The organism is Mycobacterium sp. IDUB_24 (assembly GCF_055419385.1).
In genome coordinates, this window is the sequence record NZ_JBVAXO010000001.1 from 124,296 (window position 1) to 148,236 (window position 23,941).

25 protein-coding genes are annotated in these 23,941 nt (G+C 66.8%); 20 read left to right on the plus strand and 5 right to left on the minus strand.

The window, feature by feature from the left end; genetic code table 11:
- Positions 1 to 46 precede the first annotated feature (46 nt).
- The 8 genes from ACZYZF_RS00590 to ACZYZF_RS00625 all read left to right on the plus strand — a co-directional run bounded on the left by ACZYZF_RS00590 (position 47) and on the right by ACZYZF_RS00625 (position 8,363).
- Positions 47 to 751 carry an NIPSNAP family protein gene (locus ACZYZF_RS00590; RefSeq protein WP_463834279.1) on the plus strand — a complete coding sequence of 235 codons (705 nt, stop codon included), beginning with the start codon at positions 47 to 49 and terminating at the stop codon, positions 749 to 751.
- A 7-nt stretch (positions 752 to 758) separates the two neighbouring features.
- Positions 759 to 1,988 (plus strand): cytochrome P450, encoded by a 1,230-nt coding sequence (locus ACZYZF_RS00595; RefSeq protein WP_463745423.1) that lies wholly within the window; start codon positions 759 to 761, stop codon positions 1,986 to 1,988.
- A gap of 1 nt (position 1,989) precedes the next feature.
- Positions 1,990 to 2,958, plus strand: a complete 969-nt coding sequence (locus ACZYZF_RS00600) for a zinc-binding dehydrogenase (RefSeq protein WP_463745424.1) — start codon at positions 1,990 to 1,992, stop codon at positions 2,956 to 2,958.
- Positions 2,955 to 3,767 carry an HpcH/HpaI aldolase family protein gene (locus tag ACZYZF_RS00605; protein ID WP_463745425.1) on the plus strand — a complete coding sequence of 271 codons (813 nt, stop codon included), beginning with the start codon at positions 2,955 to 2,957 and terminating at the stop codon, positions 3,765 to 3,767. Before ACZYZF_RS00600 ends, ACZYZF_RS00605 begins: the two co-directional genes overlap by 4 nt.
- Positions 3,768 to 3,802: 35 nt before the next feature.
- Positions 3,803 to 4,507 carry an SDR family NAD(P)-dependent oxidoreductase gene (locus ACZYZF_RS00610; protein ID WP_463745426.1) on the plus strand — a complete coding sequence of 235 codons (705 nt, stop codon included), beginning with the start codon at positions 3,803 to 3,805 and terminating at the stop codon, positions 4,505 to 4,507.
- Positions 4,489 to 6,021: a flavin-containing monooxygenase gene (locus ACZYZF_RS00615; protein WP_463745427.1), complete on the plus strand. Its 1,533-nt coding sequence runs from the start codon at positions 4,489 to 4,491 to the stop codon at positions 6,019 to 6,021. The genes ACZYZF_RS00610 and ACZYZF_RS00615 overlap by 19 nt, the downstream gene beginning before the upstream one ends.
- 3 nt (positions 6,022 to 6,024) lie before the next feature.
- Positions 6,025 to 6,948: an alpha/beta hydrolase gene (locus tag ACZYZF_RS00620; protein WP_463745428.1), complete on the plus strand. Its 924-nt coding sequence runs from the start codon at positions 6,025 to 6,027 to the stop codon at positions 6,946 to 6,948.
- 176 nt (positions 6,949 to 7,124) lie between these two features.
- The gene (locus ACZYZF_RS00625) at positions 7,125 to 8,363 is read left to right on the plus strand and encodes a MinD/ParA family ATP-binding protein (protein ID WP_463745429.1); all 1,239 of its coding nucleotides are present in this window, start codon (positions 7,125 to 7,127) and stop codon (positions 8,361 to 8,363) included.
- A gap of 111 nt (positions 8,364 to 8,474) precedes the next feature.
- Here ACZYZF_RS00625 and ACZYZF_RS00630 read toward each other — a convergent pair whose 3' ends face one another.
- On the minus strand, positions 8,475 to 9,182 hold the full coding sequence (locus ACZYZF_RS00630; protein WP_463745430.1) for a DUF427 domain-containing protein: 708 nt from the start codon (positions 9,180 to 9,182) through the stop codon (positions 8,475 to 8,477).
- Between the two features lie 226 nt (positions 9,183 to 9,408).
- Between ACZYZF_RS00630 and ACZYZF_RS00635 the strand changes: the two genes are divergently transcribed.
- On the plus strand, positions 9,409 to 9,999 hold the full coding sequence (locus ACZYZF_RS00635) for a hypothetical protein (RefSeq protein ID WP_463745431.1): 591 nt from the start codon (positions 9,409 to 9,411) through the stop codon (positions 9,997 to 9,999).
- Positions 9,999 to 10,865: an acyl-CoA thioesterase gene (locus ACZYZF_RS00640; RefSeq protein WP_463745432.1), complete on the plus strand. Its 867-nt coding sequence runs from the start codon at positions 9,999 to 10,001 to the stop codon at positions 10,863 to 10,865. The genes ACZYZF_RS00635 and ACZYZF_RS00640 overlap by 1 nt, the downstream gene beginning before the upstream one ends.
- 22 nt (positions 10,866 to 10,887) lie before the next feature.
- On the opposite strand, the gene ACZYZF_RS00645 is transcribed toward ACZYZF_RS00640, so the two are convergent.
- Together ACZYZF_RS00645 and ACZYZF_RS00650 are read right to left on the minus strand one after the other, a co-directional pair.
- The gene (locus ACZYZF_RS00645; RefSeq protein ID WP_463745433.1) at positions 10,888 to 11,142 is read right to left on the minus strand and encodes a DUF2631 domain-containing protein; all 255 of its coding nucleotides are present in this window, start codon (positions 11,140 to 11,142) and stop codon (positions 10,888 to 10,890) included.
- Between the two features lie 82 nt (positions 11,143 to 11,224).
- A complete protein-coding gene (locus ACZYZF_RS00650) occupies positions 11,225 to 12,559 on the minus strand; it encodes a cryptochrome/photolyase family protein (RefSeq protein ID WP_463745434.1) in 1,335 nt (444 codons plus the stop codon).
- Positions 12,560 to 12,608: 49 nt separating this feature from the next.
- On the opposite strand from ACZYZF_RS00650, the gene ACZYZF_RS00655 reads away from it, so the two are divergent.
- The 5 genes from ACZYZF_RS00655 (at position 12,609) to ACZYZF_RS00675 (ending at position 17,156) form a co-directional block, all read left to right on the plus strand.
- Positions 12,609 to 13,490: a TIGR03619 family F420-dependent LLM class oxidoreductase gene (locus ACZYZF_RS00655; protein WP_463745435.1), complete on the plus strand. Its 882-nt coding sequence runs from the start codon at positions 12,609 to 12,611 to the stop codon at positions 13,488 to 13,490.
- A gap of 28 nt (positions 13,491 to 13,518) precedes the next feature.
- Positions 13,519 to 14,400: a carbon-nitrogen hydrolase family protein gene (locus ACZYZF_RS00660; protein ID WP_463745436.1), complete on the plus strand. Its 882-nt coding sequence runs from the start codon at positions 13,519 to 13,521 to the stop codon at positions 14,398 to 14,400.
- Positions 14,400 to 15,752, plus strand: a complete 1,353-nt coding sequence (locus ACZYZF_RS00665; RefSeq protein WP_463745437.1) for an APC family permease — start codon at positions 14,400 to 14,402, stop codon at positions 15,750 to 15,752. Before ACZYZF_RS00660 ends, ACZYZF_RS00665 begins: the two co-directional genes overlap by 1 nt.
- A gap of 98 nt (positions 15,753 to 15,850) precedes the next feature.
- A complete protein-coding gene (locus tag ACZYZF_RS00670) occupies positions 15,851 to 16,324 on the plus strand; it encodes a histidine kinase (RefSeq protein WP_463745438.1) in 474 nt (157 codons plus the stop codon).
- Positions 16,325 to 16,346: 22 nt separating this feature from the next.
- Positions 16,347 to 17,156, plus strand: a complete 810-nt coding sequence (locus tag ACZYZF_RS00675; protein WP_463745439.1) for a DUF4097 family beta strand repeat-containing protein — start codon at positions 16,347 to 16,349, stop codon at positions 17,154 to 17,156.
- Here the strand turns inward: ACZYZF_RS00675 and ACZYZF_RS00680 are convergent.
- Positions 17,153 to 17,605: a nitroreductase family deazaflavin-dependent oxidoreductase gene (locus ACZYZF_RS00680; protein WP_463745440.1), complete on the minus strand. Its 453-nt coding sequence runs from the start codon at positions 17,603 to 17,605 to the stop codon at positions 17,153 to 17,155. The two genes, ACZYZF_RS00675 and ACZYZF_RS00680, sit on opposite strands and share 4 nt — an antisense overlap.
- Before the next feature lie 12 nt (positions 17,606 to 17,617).
- Positions 17,618 to 18,460 (minus strand): NmrA family NAD(P)-binding protein, encoded by an 843-nt coding sequence (locus ACZYZF_RS00685; protein WP_463745441.1) that lies wholly within the window; start codon positions 18,458 to 18,460, stop codon positions 17,618 to 17,620.
- A gap of 93 nt (positions 18,461 to 18,553) precedes the next feature.
- On the opposite strand from ACZYZF_RS00685, the gene sigI reads away from it, so the two are divergent.
- From sigI to ACZYZF_RS00710, 5 genes are read left to right on the plus strand one after another with little or no spacing between them, the layout of a single operon-like run.
- Positions 18,554 to 19,399, plus strand: a complete 846-nt coding sequence (sigI, locus tag ACZYZF_RS00690) for an RNA polymerase sigma factor SigI (protein WP_463745442.1) — start codon at positions 18,554 to 18,556, stop codon at positions 19,397 to 19,399.
- A 33-nt stretch (positions 19,400 to 19,432) separates the two neighbouring features.
- On the plus strand, positions 19,433 to 20,626 hold the full coding sequence (dxr, locus tag ACZYZF_RS00695; protein WP_463745443.1) for a 1-deoxy-D-xylulose-5-phosphate reductoisomerase: 1,194 nt from the start codon (positions 19,433 to 19,435) through the stop codon (positions 20,624 to 20,626).
- Positions 20,623 to 21,843, plus strand: a complete 1,221-nt coding sequence (locus tag ACZYZF_RS00700; protein WP_463745444.1) for a M50 family metallopeptidase — start codon at positions 20,623 to 20,625, stop codon at positions 21,841 to 21,843. Before dxr ends, ACZYZF_RS00700 begins: the two co-directional genes overlap by 4 nt.
- A gap of 29 nt (positions 21,844 to 21,872) precedes the next feature.
- Positions 21,873 to 23,015, plus strand: coding sequence for a flavodoxin-dependent (E)-4-hydroxy-3-methylbut-2-enyl-diphosphate synthase (ispG, locus tag ACZYZF_RS00705; RefSeq protein ID WP_463745964.1), 1,143 nt, complete (start codon positions 21,873 to 21,875; stop codon positions 23,013 to 23,015).
- A 55-nt stretch (positions 23,016 to 23,070) separates the two neighbouring features.
- Positions 23,071 to 23,925, plus strand: coding sequence for a GNAT family N-acetyltransferase (locus tag ACZYZF_RS00710; protein ID WP_463745445.1), 855 nt, complete (start codon positions 23,071 to 23,073; stop codon positions 23,923 to 23,925).
- Positions 23,926 to 23,941: the final 16 nt, after the last annotated feature.

A 23,941-nucleotide genomic window follows, 5' to 3' on the forward strand; every position in this document is an offset into this window, starting at 1 on the left:
GTGTCACGCTCGCAGGGTGTCACTGTCAACCACCGGAGTGCGGTAGATGAAGAAGTTCTACGGCCACACGCTGCTATATCTGCACGAGACCATCGATCTCGGGTCGGGTCGGACGGACCAGTTCACGGAGACTTTCGGCGAGGTCTACCGACCGATGATGGAGGAGCTGGGTGCCCGGCTGTTCGCGATCTGGGAAACCACGCCCTATAACGGGCACTGGCCCCAGGTGACGATCATCTGGGAGATCGACGCATTCGCCGACTATGCCCGCATCGGCAAGGCACAGGCGGTCGGCGGCACTCATGAGAAGCCCGCACTGCAGTGGGCGGCATACCTGTCCGAGCTCGGGGCCCGCGGTGAGGGTCGAATTATGTACGCCGGCAAGTACAACCGGACGCTTGCACAGCTTCGAGAGGCGAACTTCGGTGCGGGGTTGGTGATCCAGGAGATCATGGAGACCAAGCCCGGACGTCAGGACGATTACATCCGGGAACTGGAGCGGCTGTACGTACCGTGGTCGGAGAGCACCGGCAAGCGCTGGCTGGGCTCGTTCATCACCACCTTCCGGTTCAACGAGGTGATCCACTACTGGGCGCTCGATGGCGGCTGGGACTGCTTCGAGAACCACTACCCGTCATGGAAGGGAGCTCCGCCCGCGGAGATCGTCACCTGGATGAGCGTGGCCCCCGCGCTCCGTGACGGCTGGGAGGATTCCATCCTTTCGGCCTTGCCCCCGTCGCCGCTCAAGTAGGTCTGTCATGGACCAGACTGTGCTGCAGGATTTCACCTACGACCCGTTCGATCCGGACGTGATGGCCGACCCGCTGCCGTACTACCGGATCCTGCGCGACGAGTATCCGGTGTACTACATCGACAAGTGGGACACGTATGCGCTGTCCCGGTTCGACGATATCTGGAACATGCTGGGGGTCAACGACGGAACCTTCGTCGCCTCCGAGGGGACGCTGCCCGCAGCGACCGTGCTGGCGCACCGCAACGACGGTCCCGTGCCCGACCCGGCGCTGCACCCCATGCCTTTTCATGCGAACTTCGATTCGCCGCTGTACGAGAACGTGCGGCGCTGCACCTCGGCGCAGTTCCGGCCGCGGTCGGCGGCCAGGCTGGCCGATCGGATCCGAACGCTGGCCAACGAGCGACTCGACGAGTTGCTGCCGCTCGGCACCTTCGACTTGACGCAGGATTACGGTGGCATCGTGGCCGCCGCGATGGTGTGCGAATTCGTCGGACTGTCGGTGGATCTCGCGCCGGAAGTGCTGGCGACGGTCAATGCGGGCAGCCTCGCGCAACCCGGGGAAGGCGTCGAGGTCGGCAACGCCCGCCCCGGCTACCTGTCCTACCTCACCCCGATCATCGAGCGCCGGCGCACCGACGGTCATGACGGCAGCGTCCCGATCGCCGATGCCCTGATCGACTTCCGGCTGCCCGACGGATCGGCCCTCGGGGACATGGAGGCCGCCGTGCAGATGCTCGGCGTGTTCATCGGCGGTACCGAGACCGTCCCGAAGATCACGGCGACCGGGCTGTGGCAGCTGCTGCGGCATCCCGACCAATTGTCCGCGGTCCGTTCCGATCTCGACGGGAACGTGCCGGTGGCCCGGGAAGAGATCATCCGGCACAGCGCACCCGCGCAGTGGTTCGCCCGAACGGTGCGGCGGGCCTACACCGTTCACGGCACCACGATCAATCCCGGCCAGCGCATCATCACCCTGCTGGCCTCGGCTGCCCGCGACGAACGGGAGTACGACAATCCGGACGACTTCGTGTGGAACCGGCCCATCGACCGGCTGTTGTCGTTCGGCCACGGCCAGCATTTCTGCCTCGGCGTCCACGTCGCCCGGCTGGAGATCACCATCATGATCCAGGAGTTCCTCAAACGCGTGCCCGACTACCGCATCGACGAGGCTGCGGCCTCCCGGCCACCGTCGAGCTTCCAGTGGGGCTGGAACAATATTCCCGTGGAGGTGTGACGTGTGGTCATACCGGCTCGTCGCTCCGTATACGTTTGAGCGGCAAGAGATCTCAGAGTCATCGGCAGAATCGCTGGCCGACGGGCAGGTACTGCTGGACTTCCTGGCCGCCGGGATCTGCGGAAGTGATCTTCCCGGATTCCGGGGCACCCAGGGCAAGTTGCCCGGTGATACCGGTCCCTGCGCCGCGGAGATGACCGGCTTCCCGATCCACGAGATCGTCGGTGAGGTACTGGCCAGTCGTCATCCAGATCACGGAACGGGGGACCGGGTGGTCGGTTGGGCGTCGGGCTTCGACGGTCTGATGGGACGCGTCGTCGCCGACGGTGCCGGGCTGGTGTCCTACAACCCTGCGCTGTCCCCGCAGCTGGCCGTCGGCCTGCAACCGCTGGCCTGTGTGCTCTACGCCATGGAACAGTTACCCGACGTCGCGGGCCGTCACGTCGCGGTCATCGGGCAGGGTTCTATCGGGTTGCTTTTTTCCTATGTGGCAAAGGCTTTCGGCGCTGCACGGGTGACCGGTGTCGATCCGGTGGACCGCTCCTCGGTGAGCGCACGGTTCGGCGTCGACACCCCGGTCCGGGCCACGAGCGATCGGTGGGTCAGGCATCTGGCGGGCACCGGCAAGCCTGAGATCGTCATCGAGACCGTGGGGCATCAGGTCGCCACGCTCAACCACGCTTTGGAAGCCGCCGCGTTCGGAGGCACGGTGTTCTACTTCGGCGTACCCGATGACGACAGCTACCCGATCAGCATGCGCACCATGCTCCGTAACAACCTCACACTGAAATCCGGTGTCACCCTGGACCGTCAGCGCGTGCTACGCCGGGCCGACGAGTTCGCGCGCGAGCATCCCGACCTTTTGGAACGCTATGTGACCCACACCTTCGGCGCCGACAACGTCCAGGCGGCATTCGACTTCGCGTGCCGCCCGGTGCCCGAACGCGTCAAGATCGCGATCACCCGATGAGCCCCCGCCGACTGCAGGACGCGCTGGCTGCTCATGCCCAGGTCTGGGGCGGCTGGGTGGTCGGGCCCACGATGCTGGGTCCCGAGGAGTTCGCCGCGGCCGGTTACCACTACGTCGGATTCGACGTGCAGCACGGATATCTCGACGACGCCGACGTGGCCCTGCTGTTGCGTCGGCTCGAGCATGTGCCGATCGCCACCGCGGTGCGGTTGCCCTCGGCCGATCCGGCACCGATCGGCCGGGTGCTCGACGCGGGTGCCGACGCGGTGATCATCGCCATGGTGGAATCGGCTGACCAGGCTGCCTCAGCGGTGGCGGCTACCCGATATGCGCCGGCCGGGGTGCGCAGCTTCGGGCCGTTGCGGGCCGCCCTGGGACACGACACCGCCGAACTGGAGGCCCGGGTGAGTGTGTTCGCGATGATCGAGACGGCACGGGGCCTGGCCGCGGCCGAGGAGATCTGCGCGGTGCCGGGACTTACCGGGATCTACGTCGGCCCGGCGGACCTGGCAATCTCGATGGGATACCGGCTGCCTGAGGCCTGGACAAATCCCGAGGTGCGCACGGCGATGGCCGCGATTCGAACCGCCGCCCACGCGGCCGGCCTCGTCGCCGGAATCCATGCCGGGGCGGGCAAACTGGGAAAGACCGCGGCAGAGCTGGGCTTTCAGATGATCACCCTGGCCTCGGAATCTCAGGCACTGCGCCGCGGTGCCACCGAGCACCTCAACGAAGCAACAGGAAACGCCGGCGGCCCGTCCGCAACAGGAGTGGCCGCGACCGGCACCGAACGAGGAGGCTACAACTGAACGCAGGAACTGGGTCGGGGAGCCGTGTCGCACTGGTGACCGGTGCCGCCCGTGGCCAGGGCGCGGCCATCGTGCGCAGACTGGTGTCCGACGGCTACCGGGTTACCGCCGGGGATCATCTGATCGACGAACTGACCCCCACCACAACAGAGTTCGGCGACAATGTGTTGGCGGTCGAACTGGACGTGACATCGCCAGAGCACTGGCAGGCCGCGGTGGCAGCCACTGTGGCCCGATTCGGCGGGCTCAACGCACTCGTCAACAACGCCGGCGTATTGCACCGCGCCCCGATCGCAGAGGAAACGCCGGCCGGGTTCGAAAGTTTGTGGCGCGTCAACTGTCTGGGACCGTTCCTCGGATTGCAGGCAGCTCTTGAACCGCTGCGCCACGCAGAAGGCGCCGCTGTGGTCAACACCTGCAGCACCGGCGCGATCCGACCGTTTCCGCACCACGCGGCCTACGGTTCGTCCAAGTGGGCGCTGCGCGGGCTCACCCAGCTGGCGGCCGCCGAACTGGGCCGTGACGGGATCCGGGTCAACGCGATCTTTCCCGGACCCGTCGAGACGCCGATGCTCGACGCGTCCACCCAGGCCAGGCTGGCAGAGCGGGCTACGTTGGGGCGGCTGGGCAAGCCGACCGAGATGGCCGACGCCGTGGCGTTCCTGTTGTCGGACCAGGCGGCGTTCATCACCGGTTCCGAGCTCCTCGTCGACGGCGGCCAATGTCTGCAGATCGGATAGGTCGAATGTCGCCTGCACCCTCGGTGGGGATCATCGGGGCCGGTCCGGGTGGACTGGCACTCGGAATCTTCTTGAAAAAGGCCGGTTTCGACGATTTCACGATCTTCGACCGCGAAGACGGGGTCGGCGGGACATGGCGGATCAACACCTACCCGGGCCTGGCCTGTGACGTGAAGTCGCACCTGTACTCGTATTCGTTCGAACTCAACGCCGACTGGAGCCGGCTGTGGGCGGGACAACCAGAGATCCTGGAGTACTTCGAGCGGTGTGCCGAGCGGTACCGGTTGGGTCCGCATCTACACCTGAACACCGAGATCGCCTCGGCGCGGTGGGACGCCGACGCCAACAGCTGGGTGCTGACCACGGAGACCGGTGCGCAGCACCGCTTCGACATCGTGGTGTCGGCGATCGGCCTGTTCACCCAACCGCTGCAACCGGACCTGGTAGAGGAAGAGCCGTTCACCGGCACCGTCATGCACACCGCGAACTGGGATCACAGCATCGCACTCGACGGTGCCAAGGTGGCTGTGCTCGGCACCGGATCGACTGCGTCCCAAGTAGTTCCGGAAATGGCGAAAGTTGCCGAGAAGGTGTACTCGGTGCAACGCTCGCCCACCTGGGTGCTGCCGAAACCCGACCGTCCGTACACCGAGCGGGAACGCTGGCTCTTTGCCCATGTGCCGTTCGCAAAGAAGATCTACCGGACGCGGCTGTGGCTGCGCAGTGAGTCCAACATCGCGGTCATCGAAAACGGCAGCGACAAGACCCAGGAGTTCAAGGCGCTGGCGCTCAGCGTCCTCGACTCGACTGTGGCCGACCCGGAATTGCGCGCCCAACTGACCCCGGACCATCCGCTGGGGTGCAAGCGGCTGGTGTTCTCGCCCGATTTCATCGCGACCCTGACGAGGCCTGACGTCGAGGTGGTGTCCAGTCCCGCCCGTGCGCTACGGGCTCGGTCGCTGGTCACCGAGGACGGTCGGGAACTCGACGTCGACGTGGTGGTGTGCGCCACCGGCTATGCGGCCGCCGACTACCTCGGGCAGATCGACGTGACCGGCGAAGGTGGGGCGTCGCTGCACGACACGTGGAGTGATGGGGCATTCGCCTACCTCGGAATGACGGTGCCCGGCTTCCCGAATTTCTTCATGCTCTACGGGCCCAACACCAATGTCGGCTCCAACAGCGTCATCTTCATCCTGGAGGCGCAGGCCCGCTACGTGGTGCGGGCGTTGAAACACCTTCGGCGCAAACGCAAGTCATATATGGCGGTGCGTCCCAGCGCGATGGCCGCGTTTCTCGCCGACATCGACCGGTGGATGCAGGGCACGGTGTGGCTGACCCGGTGCAGCAGTTATTTCCGCGCCCCCAGCGGCCGGGTGGTCACCCAATGGCCGCGCAGCGCCCGAGTCTTCTGGTCGATGACCCGCCGGTTCCGGTCCGCGGACTACACTTTCGAACCGCCCACCAATTACCCGGCCCCGGTCACCGCGGCCGCCGATCGGACGGACGGCTGAGCCATGGCCTGGCTGGAGCGCCTCGACCCCGCGTTGCGCGGATTTGCCGAGGCCCGGACCGATCTGACCACTGATCAGCTGGGGGCGGTGCGTGCCTCGCTGGATCAGCGTCGCCGCGATGCTGCACAGGTCCTGGACACCCCGGGTGTCGAAATCGTCGGGGCCGGCGTCGGACTCGGACGGCGCACGATCCCGGTGCGCATCTATCGGGGCGGGCCGTCGCCGTCACCCGCGGTGGTCTACTGCCATTCCGGTGCGTTTGTCCTGGGCAACCTCGACACCGACCAGATCCAATGCGTGGAGTTGGCGCGGCGGGCGCGGTGCACGGTGATAGCCATGGACTACCGGTTGGCCCCCGAGTATCCGTATCCGGCCGGGTTCGACGACGCGATGGTGGTGCTCAACTGGGCGGCCACGCTAGCCGGCGAGCTCGGCATCGACGCGGGTCGGATCGCCGTGGCCGGCAGCAGCGCAGGCGGCGCGCTGGCCGCGCTGCTGGCCCAGCACGCCGCGGCCGGCTCGGCGCCCACGGTCGTGTTCCAGGCACTCCACCAGCCGGTACTCGATGACCGTCCGACCCGGTCCAAGCAGGAGTTCTCCGACACCCCGGGCTTCGACGGCCCGGCGACCGTAGCGATGTGGCGGCACTACGCCGGTGGACGGGACGTTCCGGAGGCGGCCGTACCCGCGCGGGCTGCGACCCTGACCGGTGTGGTGCCGGCACTGATCACGTGTTCGGAACTCGATCCGCTCCGCGACGAGGCACTCGACTATGCGCGCAGGCTGTTGACCGAGGGCGTTGCCACCGAACTGCATCTGTTTCCCGGGACGTGCCATGGATTCGATTCGTTGCTTCCGGAGTGGGACGTCAGCCAGCAACTTTTCGCATTACAAGGCGCGGCGTTGCGCCGTGCCCTGCACGGATGATCCGGTAGCTGGTCAGCTCGGCGGTGGTTGTGATCGACGTTGTGGGCAATAATGCAGGTCTGTTCTATCCGGATCTCGCACGGACAAGTCGGTGCGCCCGGTGCGACGATGGCCGCGGCACGCCCAACGGGTCAACCCGGGTACGTCGGGAGCGAGTGAGCGATTGAGAGGTAACTATGTCGGCCGACGACGACCGGCTCATGTACTCCGGAGACGCCAAACACGCCAGAGAACCACTGGCGTACGGCGGACTTGACGCCCTGCTGGGCGGACCGGTCGCGGCGCTGCCGAACGGACGGTCCCGGCACGGCGACGCCAGGGTATCGACCCCTCCTGTTGTTTTGACCTCGAATTTCGCCGCTCCCCGTGAAGCGGAGATCACCACCAAGCTCCCGCCGGTTCCGGGCCGCCCGATCAGCGGGTCGTCCTCCGCCGGGAGCTGGATCCTGGAACAGCCGATCCCGGCGGCCGCACCCGGCGAGCCGCGCGCCATCGACAATCTCTCCCGTGTCGGCGTGCGCTCCTCGGTCAAGATGCAGCCACGAAGCGGCTGGCGGCGGGCCGTCTACGTCACCACCCGCCTCAATCTCGGCCTTTCCCGTGACGAACTGTACGAACTGGACCTCTACGCCAGGGTGCGCCGGACGGCGCGCGAGTCCCACCAGATCGGTGTCTTCGGCCTCAAGGGTGGCGTGGGTAAGACCGCCGTCACCGTGGCGCTCGGATCGGTGCTCAGCGCGGTTCGGGGCGATCGGATCCTGGCTGTCGACGCCGACCCGGCCGGCGGCAACCTGGCCGACCGCGCCGGACGGCAGTCCGCGGCGACGGTGAGCGATCTCCTGGCCGCCAAGGACCTGTCGCGTTACAACGATGTCCGGGCCTACACCAGCATGAACGAGTCGAAGCTCGAAGTGCTGTCCAGCGACGAGTACAGCGGCGCCGCCCGGGCCTTCAACGACGCGGACTGGAACGCAGCGACCGCCGCGGTCTCCAAGCACTACAACCTGGTGCTGGCCGACTGCGCCGCCGACATGTTCGCCCCGGCGGGCCGCGGTGTGCTGTCGACGGTTTCGAGCGCCGTCATCGTGGCCAGCGCCTCGATCGATGGTGCCCGACAGGCGGCGGTGACCATGGACTGGCTGCGGCACAACGGCTACCAGGATCTGCTGAACCGCTCCTGCGTGGTGGTCAACCATGTCGGGCCACGCAAACCCAACGTGAACACCGGTGACCTGGTGCATCAGTTCCAGAAGCATGTGGCCCCGGGCCGCGTGTTCGTGTTGCCGTGGGACAAGCACATCGCCGCGGGTACCGAGATCCATTTCGACCTGCTACGGCCAGTGTTCCGGCGACGCACGCTTCAGCTGGCGGCGGCGCTGTCCGACGATTTCGACGGCAGTGCCGCGCTAGTTTGATTCGCGGCTCAGCCGCGGTGGTTTGATTCGCGGCTCAGCCGCGGTGGTTTGATTCGCGGCTCAGCCGCGGTGGTTTGATCCGCCGCTCTACTCGGTTGTGCAGTTGCCAGGTCAGACTTCGCAACCACACGTGGCCGACGTCCCGGAGGACGGGAGTTCGGCGAGCACGTCCACGCGGGTCGCATCGAAGCTGAGGTAGCCCTGGATGGGCCGGGACTCCGGTGGGGTTTCGGGGTAGCTCCATGCCACGTCGGCGATGACGGTGTCGCCGACGACCGCTGACCAGTAGGTGGCCGTGCCCTTGTAGTTGCAGTACGACGTGGTCGGGCTGGGTTGCAGGAGATCGGTGTGGACCCGGGCGGGGTCCACATACAGCCGCGGTTCCAAGGCTGTCTCGAAGACGATCACGGTGTCGTCCGTGTCGACCAGAACGGTATCGGCGGCGCTCACCCGCAGCCCGCGGCGGGTCGGCCGGCAGTCGATCCGGTGGTAGGGGTTCGGCGGGTAGTGCACGAGTTTGCGACCCTCTTCGAACCACGCATCGACAGCATCCCAGGGCACCGCCACGTATCCCGGTGCCTCGGCTACCGGCGCGTGCGGAAGGCCGCCGACTTCGTCGCCGGGGAAGGCATAACCGAGTGGGTGGCCGGCGCGGTGCACCATCAGGGCGTGTTCGGTGTCGAGCACGGCGACTTCGCCACGGAAAGCTTGTATGCGACGGGGATGCGGTTCGACGTAGACCGTGCCATCGGCGAGCGGGGGCGTGAACCAACCGGCCGGTTGTGTACTCAACGGACCCCGCCCTGCGACGAGACTCATTGCGGTACCTCCATTTTGGCTGACCCACTGGTTGCGGGCGCGTCTCCTGGACGCAGCGGTGTCCGATCGTGCGGCCGATCGTCGCGTCCAGATAGAAGCTTTACAGATTCTCTTGAGAATGTCACGCTGTTGGATGAGGCGGGCCACACCGCAACACCCCGTCGAGAGAGCCGGCCTATCAGCCCTTCGGACCCGGATTGGATGCCCTATGTCCCTACAGTCAGGAATGTCCGCACAGTTGTCCGGAGCGCGCGACGGCGGCAATGCGCTCGGCACGGTTTCGCTCCCGGCCCTCCTCTCCCGCCCGCGGGTGCATACCGAGAAAGCCCTGCAGTACGAACTCAACGTGGTGGCGGCCGACGTCGCCGGCATGGTGTCGCACATCGGCGGATGGTTGTTCGACCGGGCCATGGCGGGCTGGCGCGTCAGTGTCGCCGCCGACGACTCCACGGGCGAGCGTGCACTGCGGATCCTCGGGCTGAAATCCGTCGGCCTCAACAGCCTGTGGCGCTCGGCCGGGGCGGACGCAGTCGCGATGACGGCGATCGACACGGATCGCTTCGAATCCGGTGACCACGGGCTCACCGTGCACACCTCGGGTGCCGACGTGATCTTTTTCGGGGCATCCGGTCCCGATGGGCTCGGCGGGGGCGGGGGCCGCGTCCAGTACCGGCCGAGCGCGGCGGCAGTGGCGTTCAAAGCCCACGCGCTGGCGGTGGCCGGGGCGGATCCGGGGTCGGCGGGGCGGGCGGAGACGTTGTTCCGGAGCGGGCGGTCTGCGGATCTGCTCGACGCCGACCTGGTGCCGGTGTGTTGATGACCGAACAGGCGTCGATCGCCGGTCTGCTCGAGGTGTTCGATGTGACGCCCGTCGGGCCGGATCGATTCGTCGGCGTCACCGGGCCGGCCGGAACAGACGGCAGGCAGGTGGTCAAGGGCGCGCAAACGCTGGGCCAGGCGATCGTCGCGGTGGCAAAGCGGTTCCCGGACAAGATGATTCGTTCGGCGCATGCGGTCTTCGCCAGACCGGTCGAGATCGACTCCACCGTCGAGCTGTCGGTCAACGCGGTGCACGAGGGCCGTTCGACGGCGACAGCGGTGGTGGCCGTCGCACAGGATTCACGGCTGTGCGCGACCGTGACCGTCCTGACCGATGTGCCGACGGGCGACGTCGTCTGTCACCACACACTGCGGCCCGATGTCGAAACGCCCGATGATGCGCACCCGGCTGGGCCGGTCATGGCCGGCCACGAGTTGCGCCTCGTCGACGTGGTCGACGTGAACAGCCCCGCGGAGGTGGGGCCGCCCGAACTCTATGCCTGGCTGCGTTACGACCCCATCCCCGAACGTGACGACCTCGCCAAGGCGCTGCTGGCGTACTTCACCGGGCAACTCGGCATCTCGACCACCATGCGGCCACATCTCGGGGTCGGTACCGCACAGGCTCACACCACGGTGTCCACAGCGGTGATGTCGACGTCGGTCAGCTTCCACGAACCTGTGGAGTGGGATGGCTGGCTGCTGTACAGCCACGAGAGCACCGCGGCCGGACGGGGGATGTCATATGTCCGCGGTCAGGTGCACACCGAGGACGGTGAACTGCTGGCGTCATTCGCCCAGGAGGGGCTGATCCGTCCGATGCGAGCGGTGGATTCGGCCATCGAGACGTCGGCCCGGCTGTAGGGCCGACGCGTGGGATGTGCGGCTAGCGGATCCAGCCGCGGCGACGCAGCCAGATGTTGCGGACGACTGCCAGGAAGATGAGCGCCGCGAACGTGATGAGGAACGCGTTCTCGACGTGTCCGATGTGGTTGCCGTGCATCATGACCAGCAGGAAGATTGCGGACAGGATGCCGCCGAGGTGGATCACCTTGATGTTCAGATCCGACCAGCCCCACGCTGCGGACGGCACGTCCTCGACGTCGACGCCGTTGTTGCGCTCCACTTCGGTGCTGGCCACGGTTGCTCCTCCGGATCGAACTGGCTTCTGGCTTGCGCACATTCTGGCATACGACGCTGTGTCGTATGCCGGCCCTGGGGGGTCAACCCAGACGTCGGTATCTCCGGAGCGCCTCGAGGCGCTCCTCCGTGTGGTCGACGATCGGTTCCGGATAGGACACCGGCCGGCCCGCGCCCAATTTGTGCACGTCGCCGACATCGGCCAACTCCGGGACCCAGCGTCGGATGTAGTCGCCCTCTGGGTCGAACTTCGCGCCCTGCAGGCCGGGATTGAAAACGCGGAAGTAGGGCGCGGCATCGGTGCCACAGCCGGCTGCCCATTGCCAGCCGTGTTGGTTGTTGGCCATATCGCCGTCGATCAACTGGTCGAGGAACCAGCGCGCTCCCCATTGCCACGGCAGGTGCAGGTCCTTGACCAGGAAGGAGGCCGTGATCATGCGCACCCGGTTGTGCATGAACCCGGTGGCGGCCAGTTGGCGCATCCCGGCATCGACGATCGGGAATCCGGTCCGGCCCTCCTTCCACGCCTCGAACGCCTGCCGGGCCGACTGGTCGTCATCGAGTTCGATGGCGTCGAAATCGCGGTTCCAGTTGCGCCACGCACTGTCGGGCCAGTGATGCAGCACCGCCGCGTAGAAATCTCGGAAGGCCAGCTCTCGCAGGTAGGCGTCATTGCCGGATTCGAGGTCAACGGCCATGGTCCGGGGGTGGATGGTGCCGAACTTGAGGTGAGCCGACATCTGACTGGTGGCTTCGAGGTCGGGACGGTCACGGTGCACCGGGTAATCGGCCAATCTTTGCTCCACGAACTCCCGCCACTGCGACGTAGCCGCGTGTTCACCCGCATCGAAGATCAGGCCGTCGGTGACAGACGGGATCTCGATGCGATTGCCGATACCGACCGACGTGTCCGTGGGATCGATCCAGCGCGCCGAGTCGGATCCGGACTGCGCCGGGGCACGCCAGCCGTGCCGGCGCCAGGCGCGGTAGAAGGGTGTGAAGACCTGATAGGGCGTACCGTCCGATTTGGTAACCCGGCCGGGCGACACGAGGTAGCCCGATCCCGTTGCGCACAGAGCGATCTCGCCGAGGGCGGCCTGAACCGTGTCGTCGCGGCGCCGCCCGAACGGCGTGTAATCCTGCGAGATGTGCACCGAGGTAGCGCTGATTGCCTGGGCCAACGCGGGAATCCGTTCTTCCGGCCGGCCGCGGGTCACCAGCAGATTTCCGTCGAGGGTCTCGGACAACGCCCGCAGAGCCCGGTACAGATATCGCAGGCGACGCGCGCCCGCCGACGACTCCAGCCGCGGATCGAGCACGTAGCAGGCCAGGACCTCGCCGTCCGGTTGTGCGGCCTCCAGCAGGGCGGGATGGTCGTGGCAGCGCAGATCTCGGCGGAACCAGAGCAGCGTGGGCACGCGTACATGCTGCCCGTGAGCGAACCGGAATACACACGGAAGGTTGAACATGCAGTTTTGGAGCGGTACGGCATTCATGGACACCGCCGACGCGCTGACGGTGGCGCCGTTGCTCGATGAGGCCGGCTACCACGGCATGGTCTGCTCCGATCACATGATCTACCCGCGTGAACTGTCTTCGCCCTACCCGGACTCGCCGACCGGTAAGCCCCCGTGGGCGCCGGAGACCGGCTGGCCGGACTCGTGGGTCCTGATCGGTGCGATGGCCGCCCTCACCCGCCGGTTGCGCTTCTCCAACGCCATCTACGTGGCGCCGGCGCGCCCGTTGCTTGAGGTTGCCAAGCAGGTGGCGACGGCCGCGGTGATCTCCGGTGGGCGGGTATCCCTCGGTGTGGGCGTCGGCTGGATGCGGGAGGAGTTCGAGCTTCTGGGCCAGGATTTCGATACCCGCGGAAAGCGCCTCGACGAGATGATCCCGGCCTTGCGTGAACTGTGGCGCGGCGGCTGGGTGTCGTACGAGGGGCGCTACTACTCGGTTCCCGAGATGATGATCGAGCCGCACCCGCCGGCACCGGTGCCGATCCTGTGCGGCGGTGAATCGGAGGCGGCGCTGCGGCGCGCGGCCCGCACGTGCGACGGCTGGATCGGCTACGCGTACACACTCGAGCAGGCTTCTCATTACACCGTCCGCTTGGCCGAACTTCGCCGTGAATACGGGCGCGAACACGAGCCGTTCGATGTCATATTGGCGCTGCTGGATCCGCCGTCGCCGGATCTGTACAAGCGGGCCGAGGATCTCGGCATCACCGCGGTGATGTGTGCGCCCTGGCTCTCGATGCCCAACGGTGCCACCGGCGTCGACCGGTCGCCTGACTACTTCAGGGGCCCAATCGAGCAGTTCGCCGAGGCGATCATGGAAAAGGTGAAATAGCGCGCAGCTGCTGAATTAACGTGAACGGGTGGGACGTTCGCTCGAGGTAGCGCTGGCGCAGTACCCGCCGATCACCGGGCCCGATCCCGTCGGTCAGTTGCGCAGCCAGGCGACGTCGATCCGCAAGGGCATGCCGGCCCCGTCGATGATCGTGTTCCCCGAGATTCATCTGTGCGGCGACGCCGATAACGCCGCCGACAGCAACGCCTGGCTGAATGCCGCAGCGGAACCGCTGGATGGGCCCCGGGTGACGCAACTGGCGCGGATCGCCGCCGACCTCGACGTCTGGTTGATCCCGGGCTCGGTCCCCGAACTCGGTGCCGATGGCAGGGTGTACAACACCGCGGTGGTTTTCAACCCGGCCGGTGAGTTGGCCGCCGGCTACCGCAAGGTCTTTCCCTGGCGGCCCTACGAAACATGGTCGTGCGGAAACGAATTCGTGGTGTTCGAGATGCCCGGAATCGGCCGGGGCGGGTTGTCGATCTGCTACGATGCCTGGTTTCCCGAGTCGACCCGCAGCATGGCGTGGATGGGTGCGGAGTTCGTCGTCAACGTCGTCAAGACGATCGGACCGGACCGCAAGCAAGAACGAATCCTGGCGCGCGCCAATGCCATTGTGAACCAGGTGTTCATGCTCAGTGTGAACGCGGCCGGACCCGTCGGCGCCGGTGGATCGGTCGTCAGCGACCCCGAGGGCGAGGTGATCGCCGACCTCCCCGGTGCCGAACCAGGCGTGCTGACCATGCACCTGGATCTTGACGAGGTCAGCCGGGTTCGGCAGGTGGGCACCGAGGGATTCAACCGGATGTGGTCGCAGATGGCACCCGACGACCCACTCATCGATCTGCCGATCTATCAGGGGCGCATCGACCCTGCGCACTGGACGCCGGGCACCGAGAGAGGCATTTGATGACGACCGAACACCACGGAACGCTTGAGAAGACCATCGGCCTGCGCTCGGTCGTGTTGTTCGGCTTGGCCTACATGACGCCGATCATCGTTCTCGGGATTTTCGGAGTGATCGCCGAGACCTCCGGCGGCGGCAGCGCGGGGTCGTATCTCCTTGCCACCGTTGCGATGTTGTTCACCGCGCTCAGCTACGGGGCGATGGCACGGCACTATCCGGTCGCCGGGTCCGCCTACACCTACGTCCGCAAGGCGCTGGACTCGCGGCTCGGATTTCTCGTCGGCTGGGCGATTCTCCTCGACTATCTGTTCTTGCCGTTGGTGATCTGGCTGATCGGCGGTGCGTACCTCAACGGACAGTTTCCGGGTGTGCCGTTCTGGGTTTGGATCGTCGGGTTCATCCTCATCACGTCAGCGCTCAACGTCGTCGGACTCAAGGTGGCCGACCGAGCGAACTTTGTCCTCATGTCGTTTCAGCTGTTGATCCTTGGGTTGTTCGTGGTGCTGACGATCATCCATCTGGTCGGAGACACGCAACCGTTGGTGTCGGTCACGCCCTTTACCGGTGAAGTCGGGTTTTCGGCGATAGCCGCAGGTGCGGCGATAGCGGCATATTCCTTCCTGGGCTTTGACGCGGTCAGCACGCTGACCGAGGAAACCCGCGATGCTCAACGCAATATCCCGCGGGCGATCGTGCTGGTGGCGCTGATCGGTGGCGGCATCTACGTGCTGGTGTCCTATGTCGTCAGCCTTGTTTCCCCGGGCAGATCCTTTGAGAACGCCGATTCATTGGCATCCGATATCGCAAGAACCATCGGCGGCAGTGTGTTCGGCGCGGTGTTCCTCGCCGCGCTGATCATCGGCCAGTTCACCTCCGGTCTGGCGGCCCAGGCGGCGGTCTCCCGACTGCTCTACGCCATGGGACGCGACGGTGTGTTGCCGAAGCGAGCGTTCGGCTGGGTGTCGGAGCGGTTCCACACCCCTGTGTTCAACATTGGACTGGCGGGTGGGATCGGGCTGGCAGCGATATTCCTGGATATCTCCACCTCGACCTCGTTCATCAATTTCGGCGCCTTCACCGCGTTCACCCTGGTGAACCTCGCGGTCATCGCCTATTTCCTGCGGCACCGCGGAAAGCGGCTCAATCCATGGCGTTACGTCCTGCTGCCCGTCGTCGGCGCGGTCGTCGACGTCTACCTGCTGACGAAACTGGACCCCCACGCGCTGATCCTCGGGTTGTCGTGGCTGTCGATCGGTGTCGTGTACCTCCTGGTGTTGACTCGCGGGTTTACGCGGCAACCGCCGGAGATGTCTGGCCTCACCGAAGAAGACACGACGGCACAAGAACCAAAATGACGCGGCTCACCGGCCGTCATTGAGACCACGCAGCGCCGTAGAGCAATCGCGTCAACATGACGCTTGATATGACATCAGAATGATGTCACCATGACACCATGGATTTGCAACCGTACATCGACGGTGTCCGGCACGAACTCGGTGTGGCTGCGGCGGCGGGAGGGCCCGAGGCCGAGGCGTTGGCCCAGCGACTTACCGCGCCGCTGGAATCCGCACTGCGTCTGGCTCTGCTGGAGGCATTGGCCGAGAGCGCCGAGCAGATCACGCGTGAACTCGCCCCCGGATCCGTCCATGTCCGGCTCAACGGCCGCGACCCCGAGTTCAGCGTCGAGACCGCCGAGGGCGACGTCCCCGCGCCGTACTCGGTGGACGTTCCCGATGACGGCGACGGCGGTACCTGGCGGGTCTCGCTACGCCTTCCCGAAAACCTTCGCCCCGGCGTGGAGGGAGCCGCCCGCCGCGACGGTGTGTCCGTGAACGCCTGGCTCGTGCGTGCGGCCGCGGCGGCACTCGGTGGGGCGGGTCGCCAGACCCGGTCCGCGGGCAAGACCTTCAGCGGCTGGGTCCGCTGAACCTGACCGATAGGAGAAACCGATGACCACGTTCCACACACCCCAACCGATCACCGCCGTCGTCGAGGTGGTGGCAGGTGCAGTACACCTGGCAGCCGCCGACCGTGACGACACCGTCGTCGACATCAGGCCGCGGGATCCCGAACGCGCCTCCGATGTGCGCGCGGCCGAACAGGCGCGCATCGATTTCCACGATGGCACCCTTGTCGTGACCGTAGGCAGAAAGGTCTTGTCCCTTGGACGAGGGGGAGCGGTTCGCGTCGACATCGCGCTGCCCGCGGGTTCCCGGCTGAACCTGTCCTCGGCGTCGGCCGACATCGATGCGGACGGCGTCTACTCGGACTGCCGCTGCGCTTCTGCCAGCGGTGCGATGCGGGTGGCGACCATCACCGGGAACCTCAAGGCGGACACCGCATCTGGAGACATCGTGATCGGCGATGTCGCGGGTAATGCACGGATCGCCACGGCCTCCGGTGACGCGACCATCGACCGCGTCGACGGAGACGTGAAGTTCCAGGCAGCCAGTGGCAGCCTCGCCGTCGGGACGATGCGAGGTCACGTCAAGCATCAGACCGCGTCGGGCTCTGTCACGGTCGCGACCGCGGTCAGCGGTGCGCTGAGCGCCCAAACCGGCAGCGGTGAGGTGGAAGTCGGCATTCCGGAGGGCACCGCGGCGCAGCTCGAACTGAAGACCCACTCCGGCACCGTCGACAACGGATTGCAGTCCTCCGACGGCCCGGGCGACGGCGACGAGACATTCAGGTTGCAGGCCCGCACCGGCTCCGGCGACATCTCGATCCGCCGTGCCGTCGCGTCGGCGGCCACCTCCTAGGCCGGGTCGAGCCGGAACACCGTCAAACGCCCTGCCAGTGCCTCGAACTCGTCGGGTGTGCCGTCGACCACCAGGCCGCTGCGCTTGGCGAAGCCGACGCCGACCGGAACCTTGACTGCGAACGCTCGCAGCACCGGACGCGACTGGTCCGGCGTGAGTTCGACAATCCTGACCGTCCGGGACCGTCGGCCCCGGGTCAGGGTTCCGGTACGGGCGGCACGGGCATTGGCCGCCCAGTCGGAGCCGGGGTACCCCGCCACCGTGTAGAGCCCGCTGTCGTGGTCGAACGGCGTCATCGGAGTGCTACGGGGTTTGCCCGTCTTGCGGCCGGGAACGGTCAGCACCATCGCCGGCCCGGTCGGGATGCCGAGGCGCTGCACCGCCATCATGAATTTGTTCATCGGCTTGAGCCAGCGTGGGGGGCGCGGTTCGGTTGCGTGTTCTGACATGTCTTGTCCTCCTCAGCTATTGGCGAAAAGTTCGCCGTGGTCGCCTACCCACTCGGCGAACGGCGTGGCCGGCCGACCGAGAATCTTGTCCACCTCGTGGGTGACCAGTGCGGGCCGGTCGACCGTGTCGGCCAACAGGCCCATGTAGGCATCGGCGAACGCGGCCGGAAAGCCCAGGCTGACGAACCGCTGCCGCACCACGTCGGTGGGTACCTCGCGGTACTGCAGCGGCCGGTCCAGCACCCGCCCGATCGTGGCCACCAGTTCGGTGTTGGTCAGCGCCTGTGGCCCGGTCAGCGGGATGCGTTGTCCGACAAGGTCGTCGGTGAGCAGCGCGACCGTGGCGACGGCGGAGACGTCGGCGTCGACAATCACCGCAGTGGATGCGCCGGCATACGGTCCGCTCACCACATCGCCGGCCCGGATCTGCGCCGACCACATGCCGGCGAAGTTGGAGGCGAACACCGTGGGGCGCAGGCTGACCCACTCCAGGCCGGAGGCCACGGCCAGCTGCTCCGCTTCGCGGTTGCGGTCCCCGCGCACACGTGACGGTTGTCGGGAGTCGTCGTCATCGGCGTTGATCGCCGACAACGCGACAAGGCGTTGCACCCCGGCGGCGCGGGCCAGTTCGACCGTCGCGGCCAGTTCCTGCCCCAGCGCCCGCGAATTGAGGAATACCGCCGATGCGCCGGTCACGCCGTCGGCGGCGGACGGGACCAGTTCGACACCGGACGGGAACCCGGCGGCTTCAGGATTGCGGGTGACGGCGCGCACGCGGGCGCCGGCACGGACGAGTTCGGTGACAAGCGGGCGGCCGACATTGCCGGTTGCGCCTGTGACGAGAATTGTGTTCATGCGATCAAGGACGGGGCGGCCGTCCAAAAAGTTACAACGGAAGCCGGATCGGAGATCCGGTAACTTTCCGGGCTCCGGATCCGTCGTAAACACATGAACAGATCTGCCGGTCTCGAGGCGGCGTGGCGCGCCCACCATCCATATCTGGTCAACCTCGCCTACCGGATGCTGGGCGACATCGGCGACGCAGAGGACATCGCACAGGAGGCGTTCCTGCGGCTGGCCCGCACCGACCAGGACCACCTCGACGATGTTCGGGCGTGGCTGACCGTGGTGGCCGGTCGGCTGTCCCTGGATGTGTTGCGGTCCGCGCGGGCCCGATTCGAGCGCCCCGACGGCTCGGCGGCGTTGGGCACCGCCGCGGCTGTCGGCGCCGACCCGGCGGATCGCGTCACTCTCGACGATCAGGTCGGCTCGGCGCTTCTGGCGGTGCTCACCCGGCTCAGTCCCGGCGAACGCGTCGCGTTCGTACTGCACGACATCTTCCGCATCCCGTTCGACGACGTCGCCGACACGGTGGGACGCCCGGTCGGAACGTGTCGCCAGCTGGCGCGTCGGGCCCGGACGAAGGTGACCGGCGCCGCGCCGGCACTGGGCGAGGTCAGCACCGACGAGCACCGGCACGTCACCGATGCGTTCATCACGGCGTGCGCCAACGGTGACGTGGAGGCGTTGGCCTCGGTGCTCGACCCGGCTGTCTGGGGTGTCGGGACAGTGCTCACCGACCCGGATCTGCGTCAGGTCAACCACGGCCGCCAGGACGTCGCGACAAACCTGCTCCGCTACCTCGGGCCGGGGGCGACGGTGGTGTGCGCGGCCGAGCCTGTGCTGCTGGCGTACGACCGACGCCGGCTGTTCGCCGTCGTGGTGCTGACCATCCGCGACGGGCTGGTGTTCCAGATCGAGGCCACCGCCGACCCGTCGGCCCGGACACATTAGGGGACGCCGGTCACAGCGCGGCACAATGGACAGGTGAGCGATTCCCCGGCACGGCAGCGCGTGCTGATCCTCGGAAGTACCGGATCCATCGGCACGCAGGCACTCGACGTCATCGCAGCCAACCCGGACCGGTTCGAGGTCGTCGGTCTGGCTGCCGGTGGGGGCAACCCCGACCTGCTCGCCGCCCAGCGTGCCGCGACCGGCGTCACCAACATCGCGGTAGCCGACGCGGCCGCCGCGGAGAAGGTCGGCGACGTCACCTATGCCGGGGCTGACGCGGCCACCCGTCTGGTCGAGAACACCGAGGCCGATGTGGTGCTCAACGCGCTGGTCGGGGCATTGGGGCTGGAGCCCACCCTGGCTGCCTTGGCCACCGGTGCACGCCTGGCCCTGGCCAACAAGGAGTCTCTGGTCGCCGGGGGTCCGCTGGTGCTCAAGGCCGCCGCACCGGGGCAGATCGTCCCGGTGGATTCCGAACATTCCGCCATGGCCCAGTGCCTGCGCGGCGGCACGGCCGACGAGGTCGCCAAGATCGTGCTCACCGCGTCCGGCGGGCCGTTCCTGGGATGGTCGGCCGCTGACCTGGAATCGGTCACCCCGGAGCAGGCCGGCAAGCATCCGACCTGGTCGATGGGCCCCATGAACACACTGAACTCGGCGACTCTGATCAACAAGGGCCTGGAGTTGATCGAAACCCATCTCCTGTTCGGCATCGACTACGACCGCATCGAGGTCGTGGTCCATCCGCAGTCGATCGTGCACTCGATGGCCACCTTCACCGACGGCTCGACACTGGCTCAGGCCAGCCCACCGGACATGAAACTGCCGATCGCGCTGGCGCTGGGCTGGCCGGAGCGCGTTGCGGGGGCAGCCCTGGCCTGCGACTTCACCACCGCTTCGACCTGGGAATTCCTCCCGTTGGACAACCAGGTGTTTCCCGCGGTGAATCTGGCCCGCGAGGCCGGAACGCGCGGCGGCTGCCTGACCGCGGTGTACAACGCGGCCAACGAAGAGTCAGCGGAAGCCTTCCTTCAGGGGCGCATCTCGTTCCCCGCGATCGTCGACACCGTCGGTGACGTGCTGCACGCTGCTGACCAGTGGGCGGCCGAACCCGCTACCGTGGAAGAAGTACTCGACGCGCAGCGGTGGGCCAGGGATCGAGCCCGGCGTGCCGTTGAGCAAAGGGTCGAGGAGAAATCCACGAGAAAAGGGCTCGTCACCAAATGATGTTCGTTGTCGGCATCGCGCTGTTCGCGCTGGCCATCCTGGTATCGGTGGCCCTGCACGAATGCGGGCACATGTGGGTGGCGCGCGCCACCGGGATGAAGGTGCGCCGCTACTTCGTGGGCTTCGGGCCGACGTTGTGGTCGACCCGGCGCCCCAACCGGCTTGGTGAGACCGAATACGGCATCAAGGCGATTCCGCTCGGCGGATTCTGCGATATCGCGGGAATGACCTCGGTCGACGAGATCGCACCAGAAGACCGGCCGTATGCGATGTACAAGCAGAAAGTCTGGAAACGCGTCGCGGTGCTGTTCGCCGGCCCGGCGATGAACTTCATCATCGGCCTGGTGCTGCTCTACGCCGTCGCCCTCATGTGGGGCCTGCCCAACATCAATCAGCCCACCACCGCAATCGTGGGTGAAACCGGTTGTGTCGCACCGCAACTGAGCCTCGAAAAGATGGGTGAGTGCCAGGGTGCGGGCCCCGCGGCGAAGGCGGGTATCCGGGCCGGCGACGAGATCGTCAAGGTCGGCGACACCCCGGTCTCGGATTTCAAGCAGATGGCCACCGAGATCCGCAAACTCAACGGTCCGGTATCGATCGAGCTCAAGCGCGACGGTCAGACCGTGACGACCGTCGTCGATGTGACCCAGACCCAGCGGTTCACCAGCACGGAGGCCAAAGCGGCGACCACCGTCGGCGCGATCGGCGTCAGCGAGGCCAGGGGTGAACCGCCCACGCAGTACAACCCGATCACCGCGGTGCCCGCGACCATATCGTTCACCGGCGATATGAGCGTCCAGCTGGCCAAGTCACTGGCCAAGATCCCCACCAAGATCGGCGCCCTCGTCGACGCGATCGGCGGCGGCGAGCGCGACAAGGAAACTCCGATCAGCGTCGTCGGCGCGAGCATCATCGGCGGCGAGACGGTCGAGGCCGGGCTGTGGGTGGCGTTCTGGTTCTTCCTGGCTCAGTTGAACTTCGTGCTCGGCGCGGTCAACCTGGTTCCGCTGCTGCCGTTCGACGGCGGCCATATGGCGGTGGCCACATACGAGAAGATCCGCGACATGTTCCGGGCGGCCCTCGGCAAAGGCGCCGCAGGCCCGGTGAACTACCTCAAACTCATGCCTGCCACCTATGTGGTGTTGCTGGTCGTGGTCAGTTACATGCTGCTCACAGTGACCGCAGACCTGGTCAACCCACTCAGCATCTTCCAGTAGGAGAACTCGTGACGTCCATCGGTTTGGGAATGCCCGCGCCCCCGGCTCCGACACTGGCGCCGCGGCGCAAGACCCGTCAGCTCGACGTGGGTGGTGTCGGCATCGGCAGCGAGCACCCCATCGCGGTGCAGTCCATGTGCACCACCAAGACGCACGACGTCAACGCCACGCTGCAGCAGATCGCGGAGCTCACCGCGTCCGGCTGCGACATCGTGCGGGTGGCCTGCCCCCGGCAGGAAGACGCCGATGCGCTCGCCGAGATCGCCCGCCACAGCCAGATACCGGTGATCGCCGACATCCACTTCCAGCCCAAGTACATCTTCGCCGCGATCGACGCCGGCTGTGCAGCGGTCCGCGTCAACCCCGGCAACATCAAAGAGTTCGACGGCCGGGTCAAAGAGGTGGCCAAGGCCGCGGGTGCCGCGGGCATCCCGATCCGGATCGGCGTCAATGCCGGCTCGCTGGATCCACGGTTGATGCAGAAGTACGGCAAGGCCACCCCCGAGGCGCTGGTCGAATCCGCGCTGTGGGAGGCGTCGCTGTTCGAGGAGCACGGCTACGGCGATATCAAGATCAGCGTCAAGCACAACGATCCCGTGATCATGGTCGAGGCATACCGCCAGCTGGCCGCCCAGTGCGACTACCCGCTGCATCTCGGTGTCACCGAAGCCGGGCCGGCGTTCCAGGGCACCATCAAGTCCGCGGTGGCGTTCGGCGCATTGCTGTCGCAGGGTATCGGCGACACCATCCGGGTGTCCCTGTCGGCGCCGCCGGCCGAAGAGGTCAAGGTCGGCAATCAGATCCTGGAGTCGCTGAACCTGCGGCCGCGTGGTCTGGAGATCGTGTCCTGCCCGTCCTGTGGGCGGGCGCAGGTCGACGTTTACACGCTGGCCAACGCGGTGAGTGCAGGCCTGGACGGGCTCGACGTCCCGCTGCGGGTCGCCGTGATGGGCTGCGTGGTCAACGGGCCGGGCGAGGCCCGCGAGGCCGATCTCGGGGTTGCCTCCGGCAACGGCAAGGGCCAGATCTTCGTCAAAGGTGAGGTCATCAAAACCGTGCCCGAGGCGCAGATCGTCGAGACCCTGATCGAAGAGGCCATGCGCCTGGCGTCCGAAATGGGTGAGGCCGGAGCCGATCCTTCCAGCGGTTCGCCAGTGGTGACCGTAAGCTGATAGCGACCCTGTGAGCGGGGTCACCCAGCCTTGGCTTGAGCAGAGGGAATCGCCAATGTCGGCACCGCCGCTGTTCCGACTCGTCGATGAGCGACGGGTTTCCGTGGTGCGCGACGCCACTCCCTGCCTGCAGGTGTTCGACGAGGACCCGGTGGGGTCCTGCATGGTTGCCGCGCGCGTCGCCGAGTTCGGTGTCGAACACGGCGCGATCGGCGGGGAGCTGTGGACGCGGCGCGGTGTCACCGAATCGCTGTGCTACGCCGGGCCCAATCTGATCCCGTTGCGCGGTGACGCCGAGGACCTCAAGGCGTTCTCGGACAAGGCGATGAGCAGCGCTCGTCGGTGCTCATCCCTGGTCGGCCGCGCCGAGTTGGTGATGCCGATGTGGCGGCGGCTGGAATCGGTGTGGGGTACCGCCCGTGACGTCCGTGAGCAACAGCCGTTGATGGCGCTGAACTCGATGCCGTATTGCATGATCGACCCGGCGGTCCGCCCGGTGCGTATGGAGGAGCTCGACACCTACCTGGTGGCGGCGATCGACATGTTCATCGGCGAGGTCGGTGTCGACCCGCGGCTCGGGGACGGCGGCCGTGGTTACCGTCGCCGCATTGCGAGCCTGATCGCCGCGGGACGGGCGTGGGCCCGATTCGAGCGCGGCGAGGTGGTGTTCAAGGCCGAGGTGGGGTCGCAGTCGCCCTCGGTCGGCCAGATCCAGGGGGTGTGGGTGCATCCGGAGTGGCGCGGCCACGGCCTCGGCACCTCCGGGACAGCGGCGCTGGCGGCCGCCGTGGTGGCCTCGGGCCGCGTCGCGAGCCTCTACGTCAACAGCTACAACACAGTGGCCAGGGCAACATACGCCCGCATCGGATTCGAGCAGGTCGGCACGTTCGCCACCATCTTGCTGGACTGAGCGCGTTCCGCGCTGG